Genomic DNA, 20,507 nt, shown 5'->3' with positions numbered 1-20,507 from the left:
TTAACTCATAACATATGACCTTTTTTATATATGGCCATTATGCTAAACAATATGTTTATTGATGTTTTTTTACTTTGTGATAAGAAACTGGATGGCCTGTCACAACCCCCACTCCAGTATCAACTACCTTACCAATCCCATGTCCTACAGTTGCGCCAGTATCGACTACATAACCCACACCTGTACCTACCACGTTAGCACCATATTTTACACCAGCACCTACTGTTGCATTGCTGTATTGACTGGCTTGATTCAGCGTATTACAACCAACCAAACTCAAGGACATAAATAATGCCGAAGATGCAATTATCACTTTCATTATGTCTCTCCTTAAAGCATATACAAAATGATCACCATATATACATATAGCCTATAAAATGGTCTTTTTACAGGTTTTTTTGAGAAAATATTTATATATTGTCTTGATAGAATGAAGAATTTTAGTTAGTAATTTTCTAAATTTTGTCTGATTTTAGACAAATCAGAGTCTGTTATGCATGCCAAATGGAAATTTTAAGCATTGATTTTAATTGATTGGAGAAACATAAGTAGCAAGTAGTGCAGTGCTCTAAATAGAGCTTAGAAAATCATGTAGTAAATCGTTCAATTTAATGCACTACCCCTATTTAGTATTTCTCTTTTTATTTAGAACTCTTCTTGATAGGGGTCAGGATTATTTTCTTGGAAATTTCTAAAATTTTCTTCCGCTTCATTTTTCTTTTCAATATTAAAGCAATCTTTTTTCTCTGCAGGATCGTGTATGCTTTCGCAATTATTATTTGCATATAAATTTGGATTTACAGGATCAACAGCAAATGCATTCAGTGAAAGTAATGCCATAATAACAACTAATTTTTTCATCATTGACTCATTATTTATTTTATTAATAGAGCTATCATACCCAATTCAAACAATAAAATACATGTAAACATGTGTAATCCCCTGCTTTTACATAAGAAAAATAATTCGCAAAATTTAGCCCAGCCTAATGAAAGATAGCGAATTTTATTAGTTTAATCTTGGTGAATCAGTATTTAGCATTTATAGTTGAGTCGCAAAAAAAGGAAAGGTATCGCTTCGAAGATTTAACTTTCTGTACTCTATTTACAATTTTTAAGGAGAAACAATGGGGGATAATAAAAAGAAAAAAAAGGATAAAAAATCAGAATCTGGATGGCTTTATAGTATTTTTAATACTCCAACGAGCCCTACACCTTACTGTACTCCAGATCAATGCTTCATGACCAATCAGCAAGCATTCTCCAGTACTAATTTAATCGCTCCTCTTAATTCAGAACATACAACTCCTCCGGTTGAACTGAACACTTCAACGCCTATCAGTGACCTTGTCCATTCCTTGAATTTATCGGATCTCTTTCCTCCAGAATTAATCCAATTAATCACCGATGCAGCGCAACAAGGTCTTTTGATCTCCATGTTAATCACGTTAGTTAATGAGGGAGCAACAGACTATTTGAAGGATTTACGCTATCAACCCGATCAGATTTATTGGATTAACCAAGGCATTCGGGCTCTTTTACTTATGGCACTGGGTTCTTCGGCATATATAGCCATTGCAACACCTTTAGCAGGATATGTGCTCCATGCTTATGGTGGTTATAGTAAAGATAAATCGAATTACATCACTACAGGAGCTGTCGTAGGTATCAATTTATTAACCAACCCAATCAGTCTCCTCGAAACGTCAATTGCCCTAGGTACTTCAGTATGCGCTAGCTTCTTAGGAAGCAAAATCACTCGGTCCGGTTATAGCTTTGTACGCAATACTTTTTTCAGAAGCAAGGACGTTGAGGATAATCAAGAAAATGAGCAGCTAACCAAAGCTCAATTATCTTATTAACTAACCGTGATAACTTGGTTGCTTTTTGCAACCAAGTTTTTCCAAATATTGCGACAAGGTAGGAGACGGAAACAATTACATAGAGTAAGAGCTAAATGCATCATCCAAACTGTTACGGTACGCTTCTACTTCTTTCTGTTGAGCTGCATCCATCATGAGTTGTTCCCCAACTGTAGCGATTACATAAGGCAAGGGCTTAACTACAGAGGCAAAAAAAGAAACATAATTGCTATCGCCAAAGAAGCTAGTGTCTTTGGGAAATGCCTTCATTTTTTCAGATATTTGTTTTACTTGTGTTTGCAACAGTTCTACTTGTGCCATTGCTTGAGTCGCGAAATAATAGGTACCCACAGCCCCCCCGATAACGAGCGGTAAGCCAATGATAAGCGGTACAATAGAAAAAACTGAAGTTAAAACCAATACTGCTCCTGTGGCAGCCGCCAGTACGGATAATCCAGTATTACACCCATTGTCGGCAACAGACAATAATTGCTGATTAAAGGCCGAAACGTGTTCAATAAATTGATTTAAACCGGCCTTTTTTTTACCAAACTGAATGTCCTTATAAATTTGGCCATTATGGGTTTGCGGACCGTGCATTGCTGTTAGATGATTTAGCATTTGATCGATAATATAGATTAGATCAGTGATTTTTCCTTTGCGAAGATATGCCATAACAATATTATGAATTGTTTTTGTCCAGTTAGGTTGTAAATTACTAAACTCACGAGCATATAAGTTGAGTTGTCCAGCAAACTCAACAGGTAGTTCTCCTCCAATATTCAGATGATTTTTTTGCCAGAAAGAGCCAGAATATTTAGGCAAACCTTCAGTAAACGTTTTATCTCGTACTGTCAGAGTATTTAACAAGCTGACATACATATAAAACTTACCAAAATGATCGGTCTTTTGCTTTTCAATGTGTTGGCATAATAGAGCTAATTGATTTGAAGGCATTATTATTGTTCTCGCGCTGCAAAAATTAGCAACTATATCATAAAAAAAATCAAAAGATAAATTATTAATCACTTAATTTTCAATAAGTTAAAACTGAAAATTTGCTAAGTAATTGACCGTATATTAAGAGAATATGAATGCCCTAATCGACATTAATATCCTGAAAATTCTTCTGTACGAATGTTGTCATCATTAACACCTGCCCCATTTAACCTACTTCGCATCGTAGCAACCATAGTTGCTGGACCAGATATATAATAAATAGGCTTGGATAAATCATTAATGTATTTTTTAAGCATGGTCTTATCGATATGCCCTCTTTCACCATCCATTTTTTACTTGAATGAGCTATTTTTGTCATGGTTGGGATAAAGCGATAGTTTGGATTTTCACCTTCAAGGGACTTCAATTCATCAAGAAAAGCAGCTTCTTCGGGAGTATGGTTGGAATAGAAAAAAAAATCTGATGAGGTAATTGATCATGAGTTGCTTGCATAATGATACTTCGTGCAGGAGTAATCCCTATGCCACCAGTAACATACACCGCAGGGATAGACGTATTATTATGTAATGTAAAGGAACCTGAAGGTGCAACTAATTTAAGAGAAGTATCTAAAGGCAGATTTTTTAGAACACGTTTAAAGCACCATCCCGCATTCGGGTCGCAATAGTGATAGTGTTCACCATTTCATCTTGAGTTAAAAATAAATTCCTTTAGAAAAGTTATCAAAATAGTATAGCAACCCTTTTTATTAGGAAATCTAGTATGATTTTATTTGGATCAAACTAATTGTTATTAATTTAACAGTTTAGATTTTGAATGACTTAGCATTGTTGTATTCTTCAGAGTCATCAATTTTCTCTAATTCATTCTCTGGTTTTATTTTGATAAGCATGATTTCTTCATTCACTGGATTTTGTTTTGGTTTATCAAAAAGTTTATCTACAGAATCATGTTTTATAAGCTGTTCCAGATCATCTTCAGGTGGTTTAAAATTATCATAAGGTAAATCATTTTTAATTTTTAAATATTGAGGGGTTTCGAGTAGGATCTCCAGGAGAGCATGGTTTACTGCTGGAATGGGCTTGGGAGGGGAATGATTTGGCGCCTCAGCTTTTTGTTTACTAGGTAATTGAAATTTCCCAAATGCTGCTTGAATACCCGATTCAACATCAAGACGATATAGCTTATTTAAATCACCAGGATTGTCTGCTAGTGAGGTAACGTTTTTCCATAATGAATCCAACGAATATAACTTTCCATCTTTGGTATCGCGAAATAGATTCCATGTGTGGACTCCTCTATTTGGGAAAGAATGCCGTTGATGGATCACTTGCCCTTGCAGAATACCATCTTCAACTAATCTACTCATCAAATAAGCATTTAATAAAGAATGGTGACGACATAATCCAATACCGGCTTGCATGAATGAATCTAATGAGATAAAAGGACTTCCTTTTTTTAGTTGTTCCGCTATAAATTCACTTAAACGAGCGTCTTGAGATATAGGAAACGCTTTTTGAGTTAATTTAGAAATTTCTTCTAAAATTTCCTTAGTCGTAGCGCCTTGTTTAATCGCTTGTCGTAATTCAGAATAGAGATCTTTTAACGCTTTAGAATCTGGAACAAGCATAAGAATTTCTCGACTGGAACTCGTTCCTGCGGAGAATACTCTTTGATTAAAATTACGCAGGTCCCTCGTAGCAACAGGATAGTCATTATTTTGATAGTTAATATGCGGCTGCCCATGAATAAACTTTATGCGCTCATTATGTTGAACAGCAAGTTTTGTTCTATTCATTTCTGAACGAACTACTGGAGGAGCGCCATCGACTTTAGGCTGCTCCGCTTTATTGAGCTTCCTCAAAAGATTCATCTCATCTTCACTTAACCCAGCCATTTTTTGGAAGGATGCTTCTAAATCGGGATATTTAAGTAAAAATAAACGTAATTGCTCAGGCTTGATATGCTGTTTTAAATTTTGCATAAATCGATTGGGTTCTTTAAGAAGTAATTCTGCAGCCTTTTTATCTGCCAGTGCTGATGCATAGATTGTTGGCATTACCTGAGATAATTGTTGGGGGGTTTTATATAGTGTTCTCTCTTTTAAGTAATTTTCTATAATTTCAAAGTGTGATGGCATAGCAAAAAACTCAAAAATTAATGCGTCATGAAAATTATAGCACAAAAAGACAAGTAGATTACCGTATTGGTCGTATTAAATTCAATTCTTGGATGCCACACAACTCTTTGTAAGGCCGTAGATTTAAATATGAATTATTGTAAATAAAGCACACGTTGTACTGCAAGTTCCGCCACAAGATCCACCACAACTATACGCACAAGTATAATTACAATCTCCTTTCAGACACACTGCTCCTTTTGCTTTTTTAACGCGTGTAAAACCACGACGAGCACCGCCACCACGAGCATTATCACAGCTAACTCCATATGAACTAACATATTCCTGGTCAAGTATGCGAGAGAAGAACTCTTCTTCATTTGTAGTTTCAATGTGCGCACGACTTTTTCTATCTAAATAATCAAGAGAACTTAATACTTTTTCTGGATCAACTACCAGGGAATGGAAAAATTTAGGGTCTTTTTTTGCTCGTTCAATTAACTTGTTAATTGATCTAGGATTCATGATTATCTCCTTATCATTAAAAATAATCCATTTTATAAAGTGATTTGAATTTTTTGATTTTTTAATGGGCAAATATCACAATCTCTTAAATAATAGTGGATCGAGAGCATAATCACCAATGACCTAATCTTTTTTCCATTGGAGAGATTCCGACTGTTTTCGATCAATTAGATCTAATGGAAACTGAAGTTATTTTTAACATATGGAGTAACCTATTGGGCATTACCAACATCTAAGTTACAATGAAATTTAAAAAACTCACGAAATGAAAATAATTCTAAAACGGATAATCTGTTTGTACTGCTGCTTTTTTTTAAATCTTTATGCAGCTACTTTTCCTCAAAAATCAATCAATTACTCCGTTGGACTGGGCAGCCCAATAACTACATCAACCGCCGATACCATGGCTAAAGGCGAAATAGGTATAAGTCTACGGACAGAATACTATCCCAATGCCCTCCTTTCTGATCAGGTGCTGCTGGAACATCCTTTAGCCGAAAACCAAAAGTCCGCATTGACTAATTACCTTTCTATATTTTATGGCTTTGGGAGCAATCTAACCATTGGCGGAAGCCTTCCTTATGTGTTTAACGCTTCCATCAGCGCTGCGAACTTTGATGAGGAAACACAGGTTGGCAGCGTGATTAATTTAGGAAATGACTATGGATTAGGCGATGCTAATTTCTTTTCGCTCTGGCGATTGGTTGAAGAAAACAAGCATCCCGTTTCACTGGGGTTGCTCTCGGGAATTAATGCTCCCACAGGTAAAACCACCGTAAGAGATAACAATGGCATTTTATTTTCCGCATCAGATCAGCCTGGAAGTGGTGCCTGGATCCCATTTGCAGGAATTATTATTTCCAAACAATTTAAAAGGTTTTCATTAAGTTCGAATTTAATTTATACCCAAAGTACCGAGGGAGCTCAGGAAACAACGCTAGGATCGGTATTTGACTATAATTTTGCAACCGTTTTAGAACTTTATCAAGATGAACAGACTAAATTGCACATCGATGGCATCATGGAGCTCAATGGTGAATATATTGCAAAAGATAATATCGCCGGTCTGACTGATCAGAACAGCGGGGGGCATAGTATTTTTTTATTACCCGGCTTAAGGGTCAACATGCACGTTATCTCCTGTTATCTTGGTGTGAACGTTCCACTACTACAAAGCTACTATGGCACACAAGTAAAAAGCAAATATGGTCTTACTGGGGGAATTGATATCAGTATCTAAAAACCTACTCTGGCCTTATTACGAAGAGCCGGCATCAGAATAGAATGGTGTAAGAAGAAACAATAAATTGATCCCATAAAAATCACCTCTCCTGAACTAATAGTGAAATATACCGCTATTTCAGATAGACAGAAATTGTTATGAATACCGTAATAAAGATTTTTAGTGCCTATCAAGCAACAAACTTATTATCTTATATATGATATGGGCAAATAAATCCAAAGGCCACCATTTGGATAATTCTAATTAACTTTTTTAGTTATTGTGTATCAGCGCCTTACTATGCTTCGACACTTATTTTTTTTTGCGAGTAAAATCACATAGCTATCTCTTGTTAATTTATGAGAGCCACAAGAAACATCCCTTCCCTGAGCAGATTTTATTCTATAGCCAAACAAATACTTACCATTTTTAGGACCTTTTCCCGTATAAGATTTTCCCGGTCCGCCTATTTTTTTACCATTCACCAGATATCCTATTCCTGCAGCATTTTGATCATTGGTAGTTACGGTAATGCGAATCGTCTGCTCAGCATATACGAAAGATGACCCTAAAAGGCATAATCCTATTATTATCATTATCTTTTTCATTTTTTTTCTCCTTGACCTTTATTTAAAATTAGCTGATAAACATTATTTATCTAGTATTATTAGATCAATGTTTCTAATTATAAGCACTAGGATTTACCCTTAGATCTTTTAGACTCAAGGTCCACAAACAACCTTGTTCTGCTCTAATAGTGGACGTGAAATCCCCCTGTAACTCGATTTACTTCATTTTTTGACTTCAGTTTTTTTTCTTCTATGATAATTAATTAAACAGTTTTTATAAGGAGATAGACATGGAAGATATGAACAGTCATTTATCATCCGCCATACCCCTAACTATGGAATTAAGTAAAAAAATGTTTCTCGATTTTGCTTATATTCATCCCCAAGAATTTGGTGAAATTCGTACCCCTTACGAGCTCATGGAAAAACAGATGAACGTATTGTTAAGAAATAACCTTAATTATATGAATTACATGAGCCAGCTATTTTCTGTCTGGTTTAACCTTCCGAATGAAACAGAAAGAACAATAACAAGACTTACTGGGGAAGTAAGTAAAACAAAAAAACCTCATACCTTAGCAACTAAAAATAAAGGTTTATCTCATAAAAAACATGCAAAAACCTCGCATCAAAAAAGCCATGCAGTTCACTAGGAGGGATATGATCTGGTAGGAATCCATAAACCAATTTTAATAGGTAGACAAACACGTAGTGATTTTTTATTCTATAAATTTTAAGGAAAATAAAAAAATTAACTGAGAATACTTTTTGGAGAGTAAAATGGGATATATTATTGCATGGTTGCTAGGTGTTCCAGTCAGTATATTAGTATTAATTTGGTTAGTTTCTCACATTTAAATTAAGGATACACCTATGATTACGGACAATCAAAGATGTTACAAAACCACTATGACTCATCTTCATTGGCCAGCTATTATTGCTGGTGCATTTGTTGGGGTGGGACTTGGCTTTTTACTTAATATTTTTAGCATGGCAATTGGTTTAAGCGCCTATTCCTCAGGTTCTAATGGCGCTACTGCTGTAGCTATCGGCGGCGTTTTAGGTTTATTAATTGGAGTGATTGTTTCAATGGGCGCTGCAGGATTTGTTGCGGGTTATTTAGCTCGCTTCTATAATTGTTATTGTCATGCTGGGGTACTTTATGGGTTTATTACTTGGAGTTTGGCTTTAATCTTGAGCGCGCTGTTAATCATCCCAATGACTCATTATGTTTCGTTTCATGAAGAAAATTTGGCCCCTGCCCTTGCCTCTACCCAAATGTCTGCAGCAGATGTCAATGTATCACTAACCCCTCAACAAAATGCCCTTGCAGGTAAAATAATGAATGCCAACCCGAAACATTTAGCTTGGAGCGGTTGGATTCTTTTTATTTTATTCTTTCTTGGTGCTTTATCGAGCTGTATTAGTGCTTGCTATGGAATGTGTTGTAAAAAAGAAGAGAGGGAACAGGTTGCTCCCCCCTTATAAACCCATTGCAAATTATCAAATAACTGCCGTAATCTAAGAAAATTGGATTAGACAGTTATTTGATAGTAAAAAGCATGCGTTGAGCCTGAAATGAAAATATCCAATCGATTGAAAAAATTAACTAAAGAGGAAAAAGAAAAAGACCATACTCTTGGCAAAACATTAAATAAATTTCAAGAAAAAGATCATTTCTTTTTGATCATTTTATTAGCGATTCCTCCTGCAACTCCTTTAGCATTTATTCCAGGTTTTTCTTTAATATTTGGCATTTCTATAGCTTTAATAACGCTTCAACTTCTGGTTCGACACAATAAATTATGGCTTCCTCAAAAACTTAAAAATAAAAAAATACCCGATGATATTAATGAAGGAATAATAAAAGTAATTCCTTATGTGCAGTTCCTTGAAAAATACATTAAAAGAAGGTGGATATTTCTAAGCTCAAATCCAATAAAATATTTTTTTATTGCTTTTCTCTTCCTTTTAAGCATTTTTTTAATACTTCCCATTCCTTATGTACACCTTGTTTTTTCTTTTGCCATTATTGCAATTGCCACAGGATTAATTGAAAGAGATGGATTTCTTTTAATAAGCGCCCTTTTTTTTATAATTATTTATACGCTTATTTTATTTTTTATATTAAATTCTGCGATTCTTCTAGGTTATAAACTCTATAAGTTTTTGATTTAAAAGAGGCCAGTCTTTGGTGATTAAGTACCTGTGGAACGTGCTGCATCTACCTTATGAAATTGCCCCAAAATATTTACATCTTACCTCAGAATAAAGGAGATAAATGATTTTGAATAAAGGAAGAAAGAGTGAAAAAACCTCAGGATTTGATGCTCTATATTCGGTAAGGCATGTCATTGCTTCTTTTTGCACCATACTTGGCTTTTTTATTATTAAGCATGTAACGCTGTTTTTATATATTAAGCCCTATCAACCGCTGGATACTTTAAAACTGGTGCAAATATTATGGAGTTCAACCAGTTTGTTTTTACAATTAATCGTCATATTTAATTTTTTTATTAAACCACTATTTATTTATTTCTTTGTGATTTTTTTATTTAATTACCTTAAGAATAAGAATCGTAACAATTGAACAAAGAAGTTATTTTCGGCCATGTTTCTAGCTACTTTTATCCGATATAAACATTTGAAAAAGCGTTTTCCAAGCCATAGGATTAGGAGTTGATTCATATGCAGATTTGATCTGTTGTGCCGTATCCTGAATAGACAGAGCAGTGTTATCTATTGAGAAATCATAAAGCATATCCTTGTGAGTCACCATGGCACTTGTACGATTCCATCCACCAGGCCGGCCATTACCCACAATATCATGAGATCCAGCACCCTGGCTACGTTGCAATTCACGACGCTCGCCTTCAGCATCTGAAACAAAAACGCCCACGAAAAAGACATGATAGGGGATAAATGCCTCTAATGCAGCGCGAAACCATTGCGGGGTCCAAAATAATTGATCTGACACCACATTAATTCCAGCCTCCAGATAGACCGCAATTGAGCGATAAGAAGTAACGATCACCCTATCTAATAATGGCCCGGTTGCTATCTCATAATATTCTAGACCTTCTTTCATGTATTTTTTCGCAGAAAAGTAATTAGGCTCAATTGTCATCATGTTATTTTGTTTTGGTGGTGTGGATTGAGAATAGACATCTAAGCCTAATAAAATAAATTGCTCCTCAAGCATATCTTGCAATACGCGACAGGTACTTGTTTTACCACAACTTGATGATCCATTCAGGATGATTAATTTGCCAGTAGTCATTACAGAAGTTTTTCATATGAATCCATTTGGTTAGTATAGTTTTCTTTTCAATTATTTTTCTTAATCTACCAAAGTATATTTCAATACAAGTAGATAAATAGTATAAGTTGCTCCATTTTCAGCACGGGAGGTCGTCGATAAAGGGAGCATGAATGTGTCATATTGGCCCAGGCTTTACCTTTTGCAATTTTTTAGCTTGGAGATTTGCGAAAGCTGACCGCCATACGGTTCCAACTATTAATGGTGATAATTGCCATAGTAAGATCAATGAGTTCCTTTTCACTGAAGCATGTTAGGACTTCATTATAAATATCATCAGGAGCATGTGTCTCTGATAATAAAGTCACGGCTTCAGTCCAAGCCAATGCTGCTCGTTCACGAGGAGTAAAAAAAGGAGTTTCTCTCCATACAACTACAGCATGGAGGCGACGATCTGATTCCCCTTCTTTTTTTGCATCAGTGGTATGCATGTCGACACAATAAGCACATCCATTAATTTGTGAAGCACGCAATTTAACCAGTTCAAGAAGAGGTTTTTCTAAGTCACTGCTATTCACATACTTTTCGAGACCCAATATCGCCTGAATCGCACCAGGAAATTTATTAAAATCAATTCGTGTATTCATTTTGATACTCCTTGCAATAAAAAACTCAATCCTTTTAGCTTGGGTTCGATTGCTGAATTTTAAGATTTTCCGTACATTTTTCCCGCACTGAAGTCAATCGCAACACATGGCTCATGCCCAATTACCCATGCATCATGCCCAGGCGGAATAACGGCCACATCGCCAGGACCCATTTCTTTTTGGGTGCCATTATCCATTGCTACAACGATTCGTCCAGAGATGATGTAATTAATATGGGGAGCTTCGCAGCTTTTCGTTCCAACAGTTGGTTTGATACATTCAGACCATTTCCATCCTGGCTGAAAAGTTACCCGCATGACGGTAACTTCTTCAAAATTTACAACTTCAATTTTTGTTTTGGGTAATTGACGAAGTTCATCAGGAGTACTTAAACTCTTTAATTCCATATTAGTCATTTATAACTCCCTTTAGAGTGCATTCGCTCTAATATTAGCACATATATTTCTCATTAATCGGTGAGTGAGCTCCTTTTCTCCAGCCTCAGACTAACCGCCAATAAGCTTTTAATTTTTGCTCGTGTGTAGATAAAAAATGTATTTACTCGCGAATTTAAAATTCAGAGCAGTAGAATGTATCGTTCCAGGTTTTATGCCTGAGAGGTATTCATGGGATATTGCATAGTTATCATGAAAGTCGGCTTTTATTGTGGATTTATTTTTCTCTTTTTGAATTGTTCGTCATCATCCTCTTTCTCTGATTTAGGACTTTCGTGTTTTTTAGATTTACTTGAAACATGTTCCTCTATCGGGCTTTTACTCTGAAAAAAACTCGCCCAGCTGGTGTAATTCCCGGTTTGTTGTTGTGATGATGATATTTTCATCCGCACGCTGGGTCCCCAGAATGATGACATATAACGACTATCGGACAGCATATCTAATTCATCTATGGTAAAAGGGGTGATTCCTCCTACTTCTCCATAACTTTCAGTCATTGTAGAAAAATATTCCATACAACGTTCATATATTCTTTCATTCGGAATATCAAGTTGTGAATAATTATCCAATCTTTCCCTTTTTGCCATTTTTTCCTTGGAACGTAAAACCATTTCATATGCCGCTTTATAATGACTGTCCAGTAAATACGTTTGAAGATTAGGTAATTCAAGCTCCTTACCAAAGCACAGCAATAGAGAATTTAAAACAAAAGGAGATCGACAACTAAAACTAAATTGCTTTGAATCCAATGGATCATTGGAAGAGCGTTCAGAATCCTCTATAGAATCTACCGCCATTTCCCAGAGACTTTGGAAGTTTTTTGTTTTTACAGAAACCAAAACACTTAATAATTGAACAAAGTCAAGTTTTTTTCCTGATTTAAGCTTTAAATCAATCTCACCTTTTTCTATAGCCTGTGCAAATGCTTCCAGCAGTAATCGATGTGAATAAGATCCATGTAAAAGAACACGATTAACTTGCTTGTTTTCATTAAAAAGTTGACCACTTGAGACTACCCGGTCAGCGATCATACTACTGACAAAACCAATAAATTTAACAATAAAACCATTTTTATTTACATCACGCAAATTCTCGCGTTTTAATAATAACGTATCCAGAATCCCTCCCTTTTTTAAAGGTTTATAGGTAGATGGCGGAGGACCTGGTATGTAGTTTCCTCTTCCTGCAATCAAAGAATCAGGAAGAATGTGTTCTTGTGAGGGTAAAATTTGACGTTCTTGCATTGATTTCCCCAACTCATCGTCTAAATCTTTAAGATGATGTGCGACTTTCAAGGGATCGTAAGCGAAACTTATGAGTTGATTCGAAATAGTTACTATCTCATCAGCAGACAAATCATTTAATAAAGTTTCTGGAATATTTAAATCCTCCACCTTGACCGTTGGAGGTGGAGTCTCCGATGCTTGAATCGTGATCTGTTCTTGTTCTACTTTGAAATTTGGTTCTTCCTCACATTTGTCAAAAAAATCTGAACTCTTATATGAGGCATCTGGAATCAATTTCTTCACTTGCCTCGTAACAGTGACACCATTTGAATCATTGCGCCCAAGCATTTTTACCTCTTTGCTGGTTACACTATGTTAAGTATAGGCGATAATTGTTCATGAAATAACCATTCTTGCCTTGGATCAGAAATGCTGTTATTTAGAGACTAAAGCCTTAATGTGAGAACTTAAAACGCCAGGATATTTTTTATGCCTTCAAAAAATGTAGACATTTTGATTATTGGAGCTGGAATTGGGGGATTAACTTGTGCAATAGCCTGCAAGCAAGCTGGCTTTTTAACAACAGTTTTGGAACGTAATTCGGAGCCTGGTGCTATAGGAGCAGGTATCTGGCTCCCTCCGAATGCATTACAAGTTTATGAGCAAATAGAAATACTCAAGGATCTTTTTCCTCTAGGTTATTGCATTAATCAGATTAATTTAATTTCTGCTTTTTCGGGTAAACTCAGAGAAACAAATTTAAATAATTATTTAGATAAATATAAATTTACACTACTGGCCCTGCATCGTGCTCGATTATTAAATTTCTTAGTCGAGAAAACAGGCTTTCAGTCAATACAATTTAATTCACATATTAAAAACCTAAAACACCACGATTCCAATGTGTCCGTCATTCTTGAAAACGGAGAAAAGATTACTGCAAAGATTCTTATTGGTGCTGATGGAATCCACTCAACCATAAGAAATTTAGTGTTCGGAAACACTCCGATAAGGTATTCAGGAACAAGTAGTTTTAGAGGAGTAATTAATTTATCTGGAATTACTAAGGGGAGGCATGAGGCGCATGAGATTTGGGCACCTGGCCATCGATTGGGATATTCATTGATTAGTGAGAAAGAAATGTATTGGTATCTCACTTTTGATGCAAAACAATCGTGTTTTATACCTAATGATGAGAGATATCAGATGTTATTAACTTTTGCTGAGAAGTATTTGACTTCCGAGGTTGAATTGTTCCAAAACATGCAGCCTGAGCAAATTATTCAAACCGATATATCTGAATTAAAACGAATAAAACAGTGGAATTATAATAGAATTTGTTTACTTGGAGATGCTGCTCATGCGATGACACCTAATTTAGGACAAGGAGCCGCACAAGCTATAGAAGATGCACTGACTTTAACATTATCTCTAAAAAAACATGGTTTAAATGAACATGCTTTATCTGCATATAATGCAACTCGCATTAAAAAAGTACGATATATAGTAACTAAATCATGGGAGATAGGGAAAATGTGTCATATACAATCAAAAATATTGCAAGCAATAAGGGATTACCTAATTCGAATGACGCCTCATTTTATCGAAGAAAGCGCTATGGATCGAATTTACGTATTAAATTCGAAGTTATGATTTTTCTTTTCTTCAAAGAATCTGCTGGAAACTTTATGATAAACTTTTCCTATATAGAACTAATTTAATATTTTATTTCACAATATTAGAGCGAAATGCACCAGAAAAGACTAAAAAAATCGCAGATAGGGTTCAAATAGAATATATATGCCGTATAACAAATTGGAATAAAATAACTCTTTTAAAAATGATCCTTGTTTCTTAAACGATACAGTTTCCCTAAACCTTGCAGCAAAACTTCATTGAATCAAGACTATACTTGTTATGAAATGTCAGAATTGACGAAAAATTATGAGAAAATTTCATTTAGTAACAGAAACGTCACCAACGCATGCTAATCTAGCACGGTTTTTGAAAGCTGGTGGATGGAAGCCAAGCAGATTTTCAGCGCTGGCGTCCGTCAATGAATCCTGGCTTCAGTTTCCATCTATGGTTAGCGAAACCTTGGAGTACAAACATCTGCTGGCAGCTTTTCTACAAGCAAATCAACTCGAATATTTGATGCCTGAGACCCTTTATATTGATGATCAGATTTGGCCTTCTGTATTAGCTAAAATTGATAGTTCACAATCTGCCAATAGCCCTTGGATATTAAAACCCTCCATGTTAAATAACGGTCAACATATTCATATATTTCATGATTTAAATGATGTTGAGGCACATTTTCTCTCACATCAGCGTATGGGAGGCCCCCAAGTTCTGCAGCGTTATATCGTTAAACCGTTACTCATTCAAGGGCCCGTATCCGGTCATAAATTTTCCATTCGACAATTATTAGTTGTATCTACCCATGCAGGATCAGCACTCTTTCCCAGCGGCTATTTAAATATTGCCCTAAAACCTTATCAAGAAGATAATTTCAGCCAGCTGGAAGCGCATCTTACTAATGAACATCTCAGTGATGAACGATTCAATGTCATTCAACGATTAAGTGATGAGATGGCAATCTTCCAACCCTATAAATCAAATATTATTTCTATCTGCCAGCTCGTAATAAAGACCTTGAAAAATCAATTTGCAACCATTTGGCAAGACAGTCAGCCTCGGATTGCCTGTTTTGGTATTGATTTTATGGTTGAGGCGAATGCTAAGCTTTGGTTACTGGAAGTGAATCATGGTCCCTGTTTTCCCATTGATGATTCACATCCTTTATTTAATGCTTTATATCGACCTTTTTGGGAGCAATTGATAAAACAGTTTATTGATAGAGAACCCTCCGATTTTATTGCATTGGATTAGAGCTACAAAAAGCAGGATATACGTCATAAAACACACAAAATTACTTTATGCTTCGAATTGATTTCTTCAAGGCGAGTCTGCCAGAGTGCCAACTCCCTTTGTAAAAAATCGTTATATCGGTTTGTTTGCTCTTCCATTTTAGCGTAAACGATTTCATACATGGTGGAACGTGATTCATTACTCATACTCGCCTTATTTATTGAGGCATCGTATTGGGTCATAAGCTTTTGAGTTTCTTTATCATATTCAACAGACTGGTTTTGCATTTTTTTTTTGATATAACGGAGAGAAATGTCAATAATACCTTTCCTTATATTGAATAAATTATCATCTGATAATTCTTTAAATTTAATTTTGAATGCGATGAACATTTTTTCAAATTTGCATGATTCATTATAGGCGCCATGCAGATTGATTAATAAGCTCGATAAAGAAGTGCTTTCCAAAGATAATTTTATTAAGTTTTGAATCAAAGAATAAGACTCTTCCAAAAGCCGGCGCCTTGAAATTGTTAAAGAACGTTTAGATACCTGACTTGTGATGAAAAGCTCTCTTTCCTTGAAGAAAGAATATATCATATCTTGAATTTCTTCAGGGATAGCGTCTTCCAACATAGTATCCAAACTTTATTGAAAATTCGCCTCATCTTAGCAAAAGGTAAAAGTAAGATCCATGAATGCTTTAGAAACAGACCCCGTAGAGTTGGTCTTCTGTTTTTATTTTATGACTTACATCTTCAGTAAGCCTTCTATGCTGAATAGCAACAATCTTATTATAAAAATCCGATGTTTCAGGCTGACGGCGATTAAACCAGGTATGGCCTTGATAAGCATTTGCAATGGCTGCTTGTCCAATAATCACCTCTAAGGTTTCAACCGCTGTAGGAAGTTCACCATTTTGATGTTTTTGATACAGATCAAAAATGGCTGCAGCACCCCTGGATATGGTAATTTCATGGTCATTATCTAGTCTACGTGTTTCACCACCGAAAATTCCAATTTTACCATCGAGTCTAATGATATCTGCTAAAATATTCGCAAGAGTTTTTTCTGCATTCCTTTCAATAATATTCTCTGGAGAATTTATAGGATCACTTAACCATATTCTCTTGAGTTTATTAAAAATAAATTCAGCTTCAGCCTCATTAACATGAAGCCCCGATTTGAGATGACTTTTTGTTTCTTCTTTTCGTAGCGATGAATCTCTAAGAGCTGTTTTATACTCATATGCATTTACATCTTGATCCGGGATATAATATCTTTTAAATAGTTCTACACTTTCTGGCACATTTATTTGCTCTGATGTTTGCTCAACAAGAATATCAAATTTATTTCCTAAATCTTCAAGATCAAGACGCAAAGGACTATTTTCCCTATAGTTAGCATTATATTCTCGAAACTCATCAATGATTTGTTTTTTTAAATCAGGATTTTCGATAAGAAATTTTAAAAATTTTTTATTCTTTATAAGTTCTGCTTTTAGTAGTTCACTACGTCGTGTTTTGTGAGCTACCAATTCTTCTCGCAATTTGGGATTTCCAATCGTTTCATTTGCAATGGCTCGATAAATTTTCTCATTGAATAAGGCTCTTTTAAGAAAAACCGAAAAAACATCTTTGATAAAATCAGGATTATCTTCAATCCCTCCCAGGTCTAAAATGCCGCTGTCAGTTTCATCAGGAAAATTACGCGGTTTTGCATCGCGTAAATGCGGGAAGTTTGTAATATCTCTTTGAGTTATAGGAAAAGCATCCCTAGGTTTTATGCCATAGGCTCGTTCGTTACCCTTGTAAAGCGGTTTATTAGGATTTATGTTTTTGTATTTTGAGGTGATTGGCCAGGTTGCTTGATCATGATCAATTTTGTAGGATATTAGATTGATTGGATCATAGCCAATATTACCCCCATGCAGATCGTTCTCTTCCTCAGTATAGGCAGCACCTAATATTCTACCAATACCTGATTTAACCAGGTCTATCTGCCGGGGAGAACGCAAGTTACCCATTAGCTTCTTTTGCTTTAAATAGTAATCATGTAAGGATTGAAAATTATCGATTTCCCTAGAAATAACCCCCACTCGATTACCTTGATTGTCATGGACACTTCTAACTCTAGGTGTACGGTCATTTAATAAAAGGCGATAACACATGCCATTGAAGGCTTCAATTTCAGTAATTCTTCTTCCAGACTCTTCCGTTTTTAGAATTTCTATAGGGAGTTTATCCACTTTTTTTACTTTCTCAGCGCTATGGGACGGTTTTGGTGCATCCGTTTCTCTTATAATTTCAATAGGAGCAGAATGATATTGGGCGCGCTCTTTACTTTTATGAGGTGGATTGTAAATTTTGGTTGTTTTAGCCAATTCTTGTTGTAACAACCCTAAACGCTCGAGTAAAGCACCATTTTGACTGTGATTGTAGTCAGGACTTGAAAGAAGTGCATTGATAACAATCCCAACTTTTCTTTTGCTGGTAATTGTTAAAATTTGTGTCTGATCTCGGACTTCACAGTATCCCAATTTTTTAAACAGGGGAAAATTCTGGATTAGATAAGAAATATTCGAGGTGTCTGCGGGTAATGTTAGGATGATAAATGGTTCTTTCTCTGGTTTTTCTATATCCTTTGGGAGCACATCTCCATGAGTATAAACCTCCTGAAATCCTAAGTAATCAATTTTACTATAAATTTTCATAACAGTAGTTCAGCACGCTCAGTTGTTGCGACATTCTAAATTAGAAAAATTAACAAAAAATTAACAAGGTTTGCGCGCTTTAGACGGCAGATGCGCAATTATAAACCAATTTTCTATTTTATGATCAAATAAAAAAAACAAAGCAGCAGTTTTGAATTTTTAGTTCAATGCGGTTGCTGCATCTGCTTTCCAATAGACCCCACCACCACTTTCTTAAATTGAAAATAGCTTTCGTCTTTCAACAAATAAGGTACACTCCCTGTAAAAGAAAAATAGATGCACTAACTTTTGGAAGAATGAACATACAAACTGAGTTTTCAAAAGAAGTACTTAAGTTAATTAAATCAATACCTCGAGGTAAAGTTGTAACTTATGGGGATATTGCCAGACTGGCAGGACACTCGCGAGGGGCACGTGGAGTTGGATGGCTTCTTCATTCCTGTACAATGAGTCATAATCTTCCCTGGCATCGCGTCCTGAAATCCCGAGGAGTACTCTCATTTCCTAGGGGGGACCCCAACTATTTACTGCAGAAAGAACTGTTAGAAAAAGAAGGCATTGTTATTATCAATGGTCGTGTTGATTTAAAAAAATATTCTTGGAACAGTGAACCATAGCAATATAATTCGATCATATCAAAGCAAAAGAGTACTATATAATCTATTATTATCGATAGATTGTTTGCTTTTTTGGAGTATACAATGCCCACATTATCAATTGGAACCGGGGTTGATAGCAGTCCCCAAATCAAATCAACACATGAATTATCGCCTGGCACTTATCATACTTCTGCTTTGGCGATGAGTGAAGCAGCTCAAGGAGGAGGAATAGAGGCAGAACGTGGAACTATAGGAATATTAAAGGCAAACGATAAGAGGATTTTATTCACTCATTCATTAGATTCATGTTTTCCAGCTGTATTTATATTTAAAAATGGCGATGTTGGGCTTTATCATGGTAATACCCCATTTATAAGCAACATCCAAATTGGAAGTGTCCCAGGAGGAAATGGGTTGCTAGAAACGATACCCGCCTCAGAGATCGAAGAAATACAAATTTTCGAAAAAGGAGTGGCATTAAATACTGGAAAAGCTTTAACTTTCGCTCATAACTTACGCGCACATTTTAAGGGGGAAGGACCCAAAATTTTAGTGCAACAGGAAAAAGATGTAAATCCTGCGGATCCTTCCTATAAATATGGTGCTGCAGCTATTTATAGGTCAAAAGACGGAAAACCTATTATACTTGTAGGCCAAAGCAAACCTTACAATGATATGGCTAAAAATCAAGAAGAGTGCTTGAACAAGGAGGAAGATAGTATCAAACCATATACTTTAGTGGAGTTCGATCCCAAAACAAGACCTCTTCCTACTAGAGAAGAGCCTCGAGGGGAGAAAGAACTGAAAAAACAGGAGGAGCTGGAACTCACCCCCAAAGCAACACCGAGTCTAAAGCCCTCAGAACCTCAGCAGCAGGAAGAATTGCAACTAGAACCTAGTCCAAAGTCCCCAGAACCTCAGCAGCAGGAAATACAGCAAAAGATGAAAAGTGTTGTCAAGGGCATGAGGAAAGATGAAGAGAATAAACCCAAGGAAGACGGGAGCTGCTGCATTCTTCAATAATTTCTTTTATGGGATAATCGAAGGGAATACAGTTGAATCCTACAGCTCTACAGCATTTGATAATGAAACGAGTAATTCATATTGCCGCTATTGAACCTCCTCACCCAGGAAACAACAACAAGTAGTTTGGGTCATTTTGCCCTGAGGTAACGTCAGTTTCTCATTTTAAATTTCTCTATGTATCGCTTAAATTTCTCTACGTACCGCGCTCTATGCGCGGTATCCAGAACGATATTTCAAGATGCCGCTGAGCATTTTTATAGCAAGATCCCCTGGATACCGCGCATAGAGCGCGGTACGGAGGCGAAAAAATGAAACGCGGTACGTAGGTGAAAAATTTAGTGGAGGTTTCTCATCAAAAAAACTGACGATACCTCAGGGCATTTTGACTCAACACTCTATGGTGCAACTTAGATTAGTGTTGGATCTAAAGATCCAACCTAGCTTTGCTATTAAGAA

The 20,507-nt window shown here is 35.9% G+C and carries 24 protein-coding genes; 11 read left to right on the top strand and 13 right to left on the bottom strand.

The genetic code is table 11. The features are described 5' to 3' along the window. Positions 1 to 55: 55 nt before the first annotated feature. Both LXO92_RS08465 and LXO92_RS08460 read right to left on the bottom strand, forming a co-directional pair. A complete protein-coding gene (locus tag LXO92_RS08465) occupies positions 56 to 319 on the bottom strand; it encodes a hypothetical protein (RefSeq protein ID WP_182352219.1) in 264 nt (87 codons plus the stop codon). Between the two features lie 326 nt (positions 320 to 645). Then, positions 646 to 861: a hypothetical protein gene (locus LXO92_RS08460; RefSeq protein ID WP_182352782.1), complete on the bottom strand. Its 216-nt coding sequence runs from the start codon at positions 859 to 861 to the stop codon at positions 646 to 648. Positions 862 to 1,126: 265 nt separating this feature from the next. Between LXO92_RS08460 and LXO92_RS08455 the strand changes: the two genes are divergently transcribed. Continuing rightward, complete coding sequence (locus LXO92_RS08455; protein ID WP_232890776.1) at positions 1,127 to 1,861, top strand: hypothetical protein; 735 nt, start codon at positions 1,127 to 1,129, stop codon at positions 1,859 to 1,861. Between the two features lie 75 nt (positions 1,862 to 1,936). On the opposite strand, the gene LXO92_RS08450 is transcribed toward LXO92_RS08455, so the two are convergent. Then, positions 1,937 to 2,818 carry a hypothetical protein gene (locus tag LXO92_RS08450; protein WP_182352217.1) on the bottom strand — a complete coding sequence of 294 codons (882 nt, stop codon included), beginning with the start codon at positions 2,816 to 2,818 and terminating at the stop codon, positions 1,937 to 1,939. A 152-nt stretch (positions 2,819 to 2,970) separates the two neighbouring features. Further along, positions 2,971 to 3,150 carry a ferredoxin reductase domain-containing protein gene (locus tag LXO92_RS08445; RefSeq protein WP_232890775.1) on the bottom strand — a complete coding sequence of 60 codons (180 nt, stop codon included), beginning with the start codon at positions 3,148 to 3,150 and terminating at the stop codon, positions 2,971 to 2,973. Between the two features lie 191 nt (positions 3,151 to 3,341). Between LXO92_RS08445 and LXO92_RS08440 the strand changes: the two genes are divergently transcribed. Continuing rightward, complete coding sequence (locus LXO92_RS08440) at positions 3,342 to 3,488, top strand: hypothetical protein (protein WP_232890774.1); 147 nt, start codon at positions 3,342 to 3,344, stop codon at positions 3,486 to 3,488. Positions 3,489 to 3,626: 138 nt separating this feature from the next. On the opposite strand, the gene LXO92_RS08435 is transcribed toward LXO92_RS08440, so the two are convergent. Together LXO92_RS08435 and LXO92_RS08430 are read right to left on the bottom strand one after the other, a co-directional pair. Continuing rightward, on the bottom strand, positions 3,627 to 4,961 hold the full coding sequence (locus LXO92_RS08435) for a hypothetical protein (RefSeq protein ID WP_182352216.1): 1,335 nt from the start codon (positions 4,959 to 4,961) through the stop codon (positions 3,627 to 3,629). 123 nt (positions 4,962 to 5,084) lie between these two features. Continuing rightward, positions 5,085 to 5,465 carry a hypothetical protein gene (locus LXO92_RS08430; protein ID WP_182352215.1) on the bottom strand — a complete coding sequence of 127 codons (381 nt, stop codon included), beginning with the start codon at positions 5,463 to 5,465 and terminating at the stop codon, positions 5,085 to 5,087. 265 nt (positions 5,466 to 5,730) lie between these two features. Here LXO92_RS08430 and LXO92_RS08425 point away from each other — a divergent pair, with 265 nt between their 5' ends. Beyond that, positions 5,731 to 6,705, top strand: a complete 975-nt coding sequence (locus tag LXO92_RS08425) for a hypothetical protein (RefSeq protein WP_232890773.1) — start codon at positions 5,731 to 5,733, stop codon at positions 6,703 to 6,705. Between the two features lie 269 nt (positions 6,706 to 6,974). Here LXO92_RS08425 and LXO92_RS08420 read toward each other — a convergent pair whose 3' ends face one another. Then, positions 6,975 to 7,295, bottom strand: coding sequence for a hypothetical protein (locus LXO92_RS08420; protein ID WP_182352213.1), 321 nt, complete (start codon positions 7,293 to 7,295; stop codon positions 6,975 to 6,977). Positions 7,296 to 7,546: 251 nt separating this feature from the next. Here LXO92_RS08420 and LXO92_RS08415 point away from each other — a divergent pair, with 251 nt between their 5' ends. The 4 genes from LXO92_RS08415 (at position 7,547) to LXO92_RS08400 (ending at position 9,846) form a co-directional block, all read left to right on the top strand. Then, positions 7,547 to 7,909 (top strand): hypothetical protein, encoded by a 363-nt coding sequence (locus LXO92_RS08415; protein ID WP_232890772.1) that lies wholly within the window; start codon positions 7,547 to 7,549, stop codon positions 7,907 to 7,909. A gap of 220 nt (positions 7,910 to 8,129) precedes the next feature. Next, positions 8,130 to 8,744 (top strand): hypothetical protein, encoded by a 615-nt coding sequence (locus LXO92_RS08410; RefSeq protein ID WP_182352211.1) that lies wholly within the window; start codon positions 8,130 to 8,132, stop codon positions 8,742 to 8,744. 108 nt (positions 8,745 to 8,852) lie between these two features. Beyond that, positions 8,853 to 9,434 (top strand): exopolysaccharide biosynthesis protein, encoded by a 582-nt coding sequence (locus tag LXO92_RS08405; protein WP_232890771.1) that lies wholly within the window; start codon positions 8,853 to 8,855, stop codon positions 9,432 to 9,434. 103 nt (positions 9,435 to 9,537) lie between these two features. Continuing rightward, on the top strand, positions 9,538 to 9,846 hold the full coding sequence (locus LXO92_RS08400; protein WP_232890770.1) for a hypothetical protein: 309 nt from the start codon (positions 9,538 to 9,540) through the stop codon (positions 9,844 to 9,846). A gap of 27 nt (positions 9,847 to 9,873) precedes the next feature. On the opposite strand, the gene LXO92_RS08395 is transcribed toward LXO92_RS08400, so the two are convergent. The 4 genes from LXO92_RS08395 to LXO92_RS08380 form a co-directional block, all read right to left on the bottom strand. After that, positions 9,874 to 10,536, bottom strand: a complete 663-nt coding sequence (locus LXO92_RS08395; RefSeq protein WP_182352208.1) for a phosphotransferase-like protein — start codon at positions 10,534 to 10,536, stop codon at positions 9,874 to 9,876. Between the two features lie 191 nt (positions 10,537 to 10,727). Then, positions 10,728 to 11,162, bottom strand: a complete 435-nt coding sequence (locus LXO92_RS08390; protein ID WP_182352207.1) for a carboxymuconolactone decarboxylase family protein — start codon at positions 11,160 to 11,162, stop codon at positions 10,728 to 10,730. 59 nt (positions 11,163 to 11,221) lie between these two features. Next, entirely contained in the window at positions 11,222 to 11,578 is a 357-nt protein-coding gene (locus LXO92_RS08385; RefSeq protein WP_182352206.1) for a cupin domain-containing protein, read from the bottom strand. A 245-nt stretch (positions 11,579 to 11,823) separates the two neighbouring features. Next, on the bottom strand, positions 11,824 to 13,191 hold the full coding sequence (locus LXO92_RS08380) for a hypothetical protein (protein ID WP_182352205.1): 1,368 nt from the start codon (positions 13,189 to 13,191) through the stop codon (positions 11,824 to 11,826). A gap of 141 nt (positions 13,192 to 13,332) precedes the next feature. Between LXO92_RS08380 and LXO92_RS08375 the strand changes: the two genes are divergently transcribed. Beyond that, on the top strand, positions 13,333 to 14,496 hold the full coding sequence (locus tag LXO92_RS08375) for an FAD-dependent monooxygenase (RefSeq protein ID WP_232890769.1): 1,164 nt from the start codon (positions 13,333 to 13,335) through the stop codon (positions 14,494 to 14,496). A gap of 291 nt (positions 14,497 to 14,787) precedes the next feature. Beyond that, complete coding sequence (locus tag LXO92_RS08370) at positions 14,788 to 15,735, top strand: ATP-grasp domain-containing protein (protein WP_182352203.1); 948 nt, start codon at positions 14,788 to 14,790, stop codon at positions 15,733 to 15,735. A 23-nt stretch (positions 15,736 to 15,758) separates the two neighbouring features. On the opposite strand, the gene LXO92_RS08365 is transcribed toward LXO92_RS08370, so the two are convergent. Both LXO92_RS08365 and LXO92_RS08360 read right to left on the bottom strand, forming a co-directional pair. Continuing rightward, entirely contained in the window at positions 15,759 to 16,349 is a 591-nt protein-coding gene (locus LXO92_RS08365; RefSeq protein ID WP_182352202.1) for a hypothetical protein, read from the bottom strand. Between the two features lie 67 nt (positions 16,350 to 16,416). Next, on the bottom strand, positions 16,417 to 18,426 hold the full coding sequence (locus tag LXO92_RS08360; protein WP_182352201.1) for a hypothetical protein: 2,010 nt from the start codon (positions 18,424 to 18,426) through the stop codon (positions 16,417 to 16,419). Positions 18,427 to 18,722: 296 nt separating this feature from the next. Between LXO92_RS08360 and LXO92_RS08355 the strand changes: the two genes are divergently transcribed. Both LXO92_RS08355 and LXO92_RS08350 read left to right on the top strand, forming a co-directional pair. Next, entirely contained in the window at positions 18,723 to 19,043 is a 321-nt protein-coding gene (locus tag LXO92_RS08355; protein ID WP_182352200.1) for an MGMT family protein, read from the top strand. Between the two features lie 84 nt (positions 19,044 to 19,127). After that, complete coding sequence (locus LXO92_RS08350; RefSeq protein ID WP_182352199.1) at positions 19,128 to 20,048, top strand: hypothetical protein; 921 nt, start codon at positions 19,128 to 19,130, stop codon at positions 20,046 to 20,048. Positions 20,049 to 20,507 lie beyond the last annotated feature (459 nt).

Source organism: Legionella resiliens, from assembly GCF_021344005.1.
Classification (GTDB): domain Bacteria; phylum Pseudomonadota; class Gammaproteobacteria; order Legionellales; family Legionellaceae; genus Legionella; species Legionella resiliens.
Note: the sequence above shows the minus strand (reverse complement) of the source record. Positions and strands in the feature narration are given on the sequence as shown.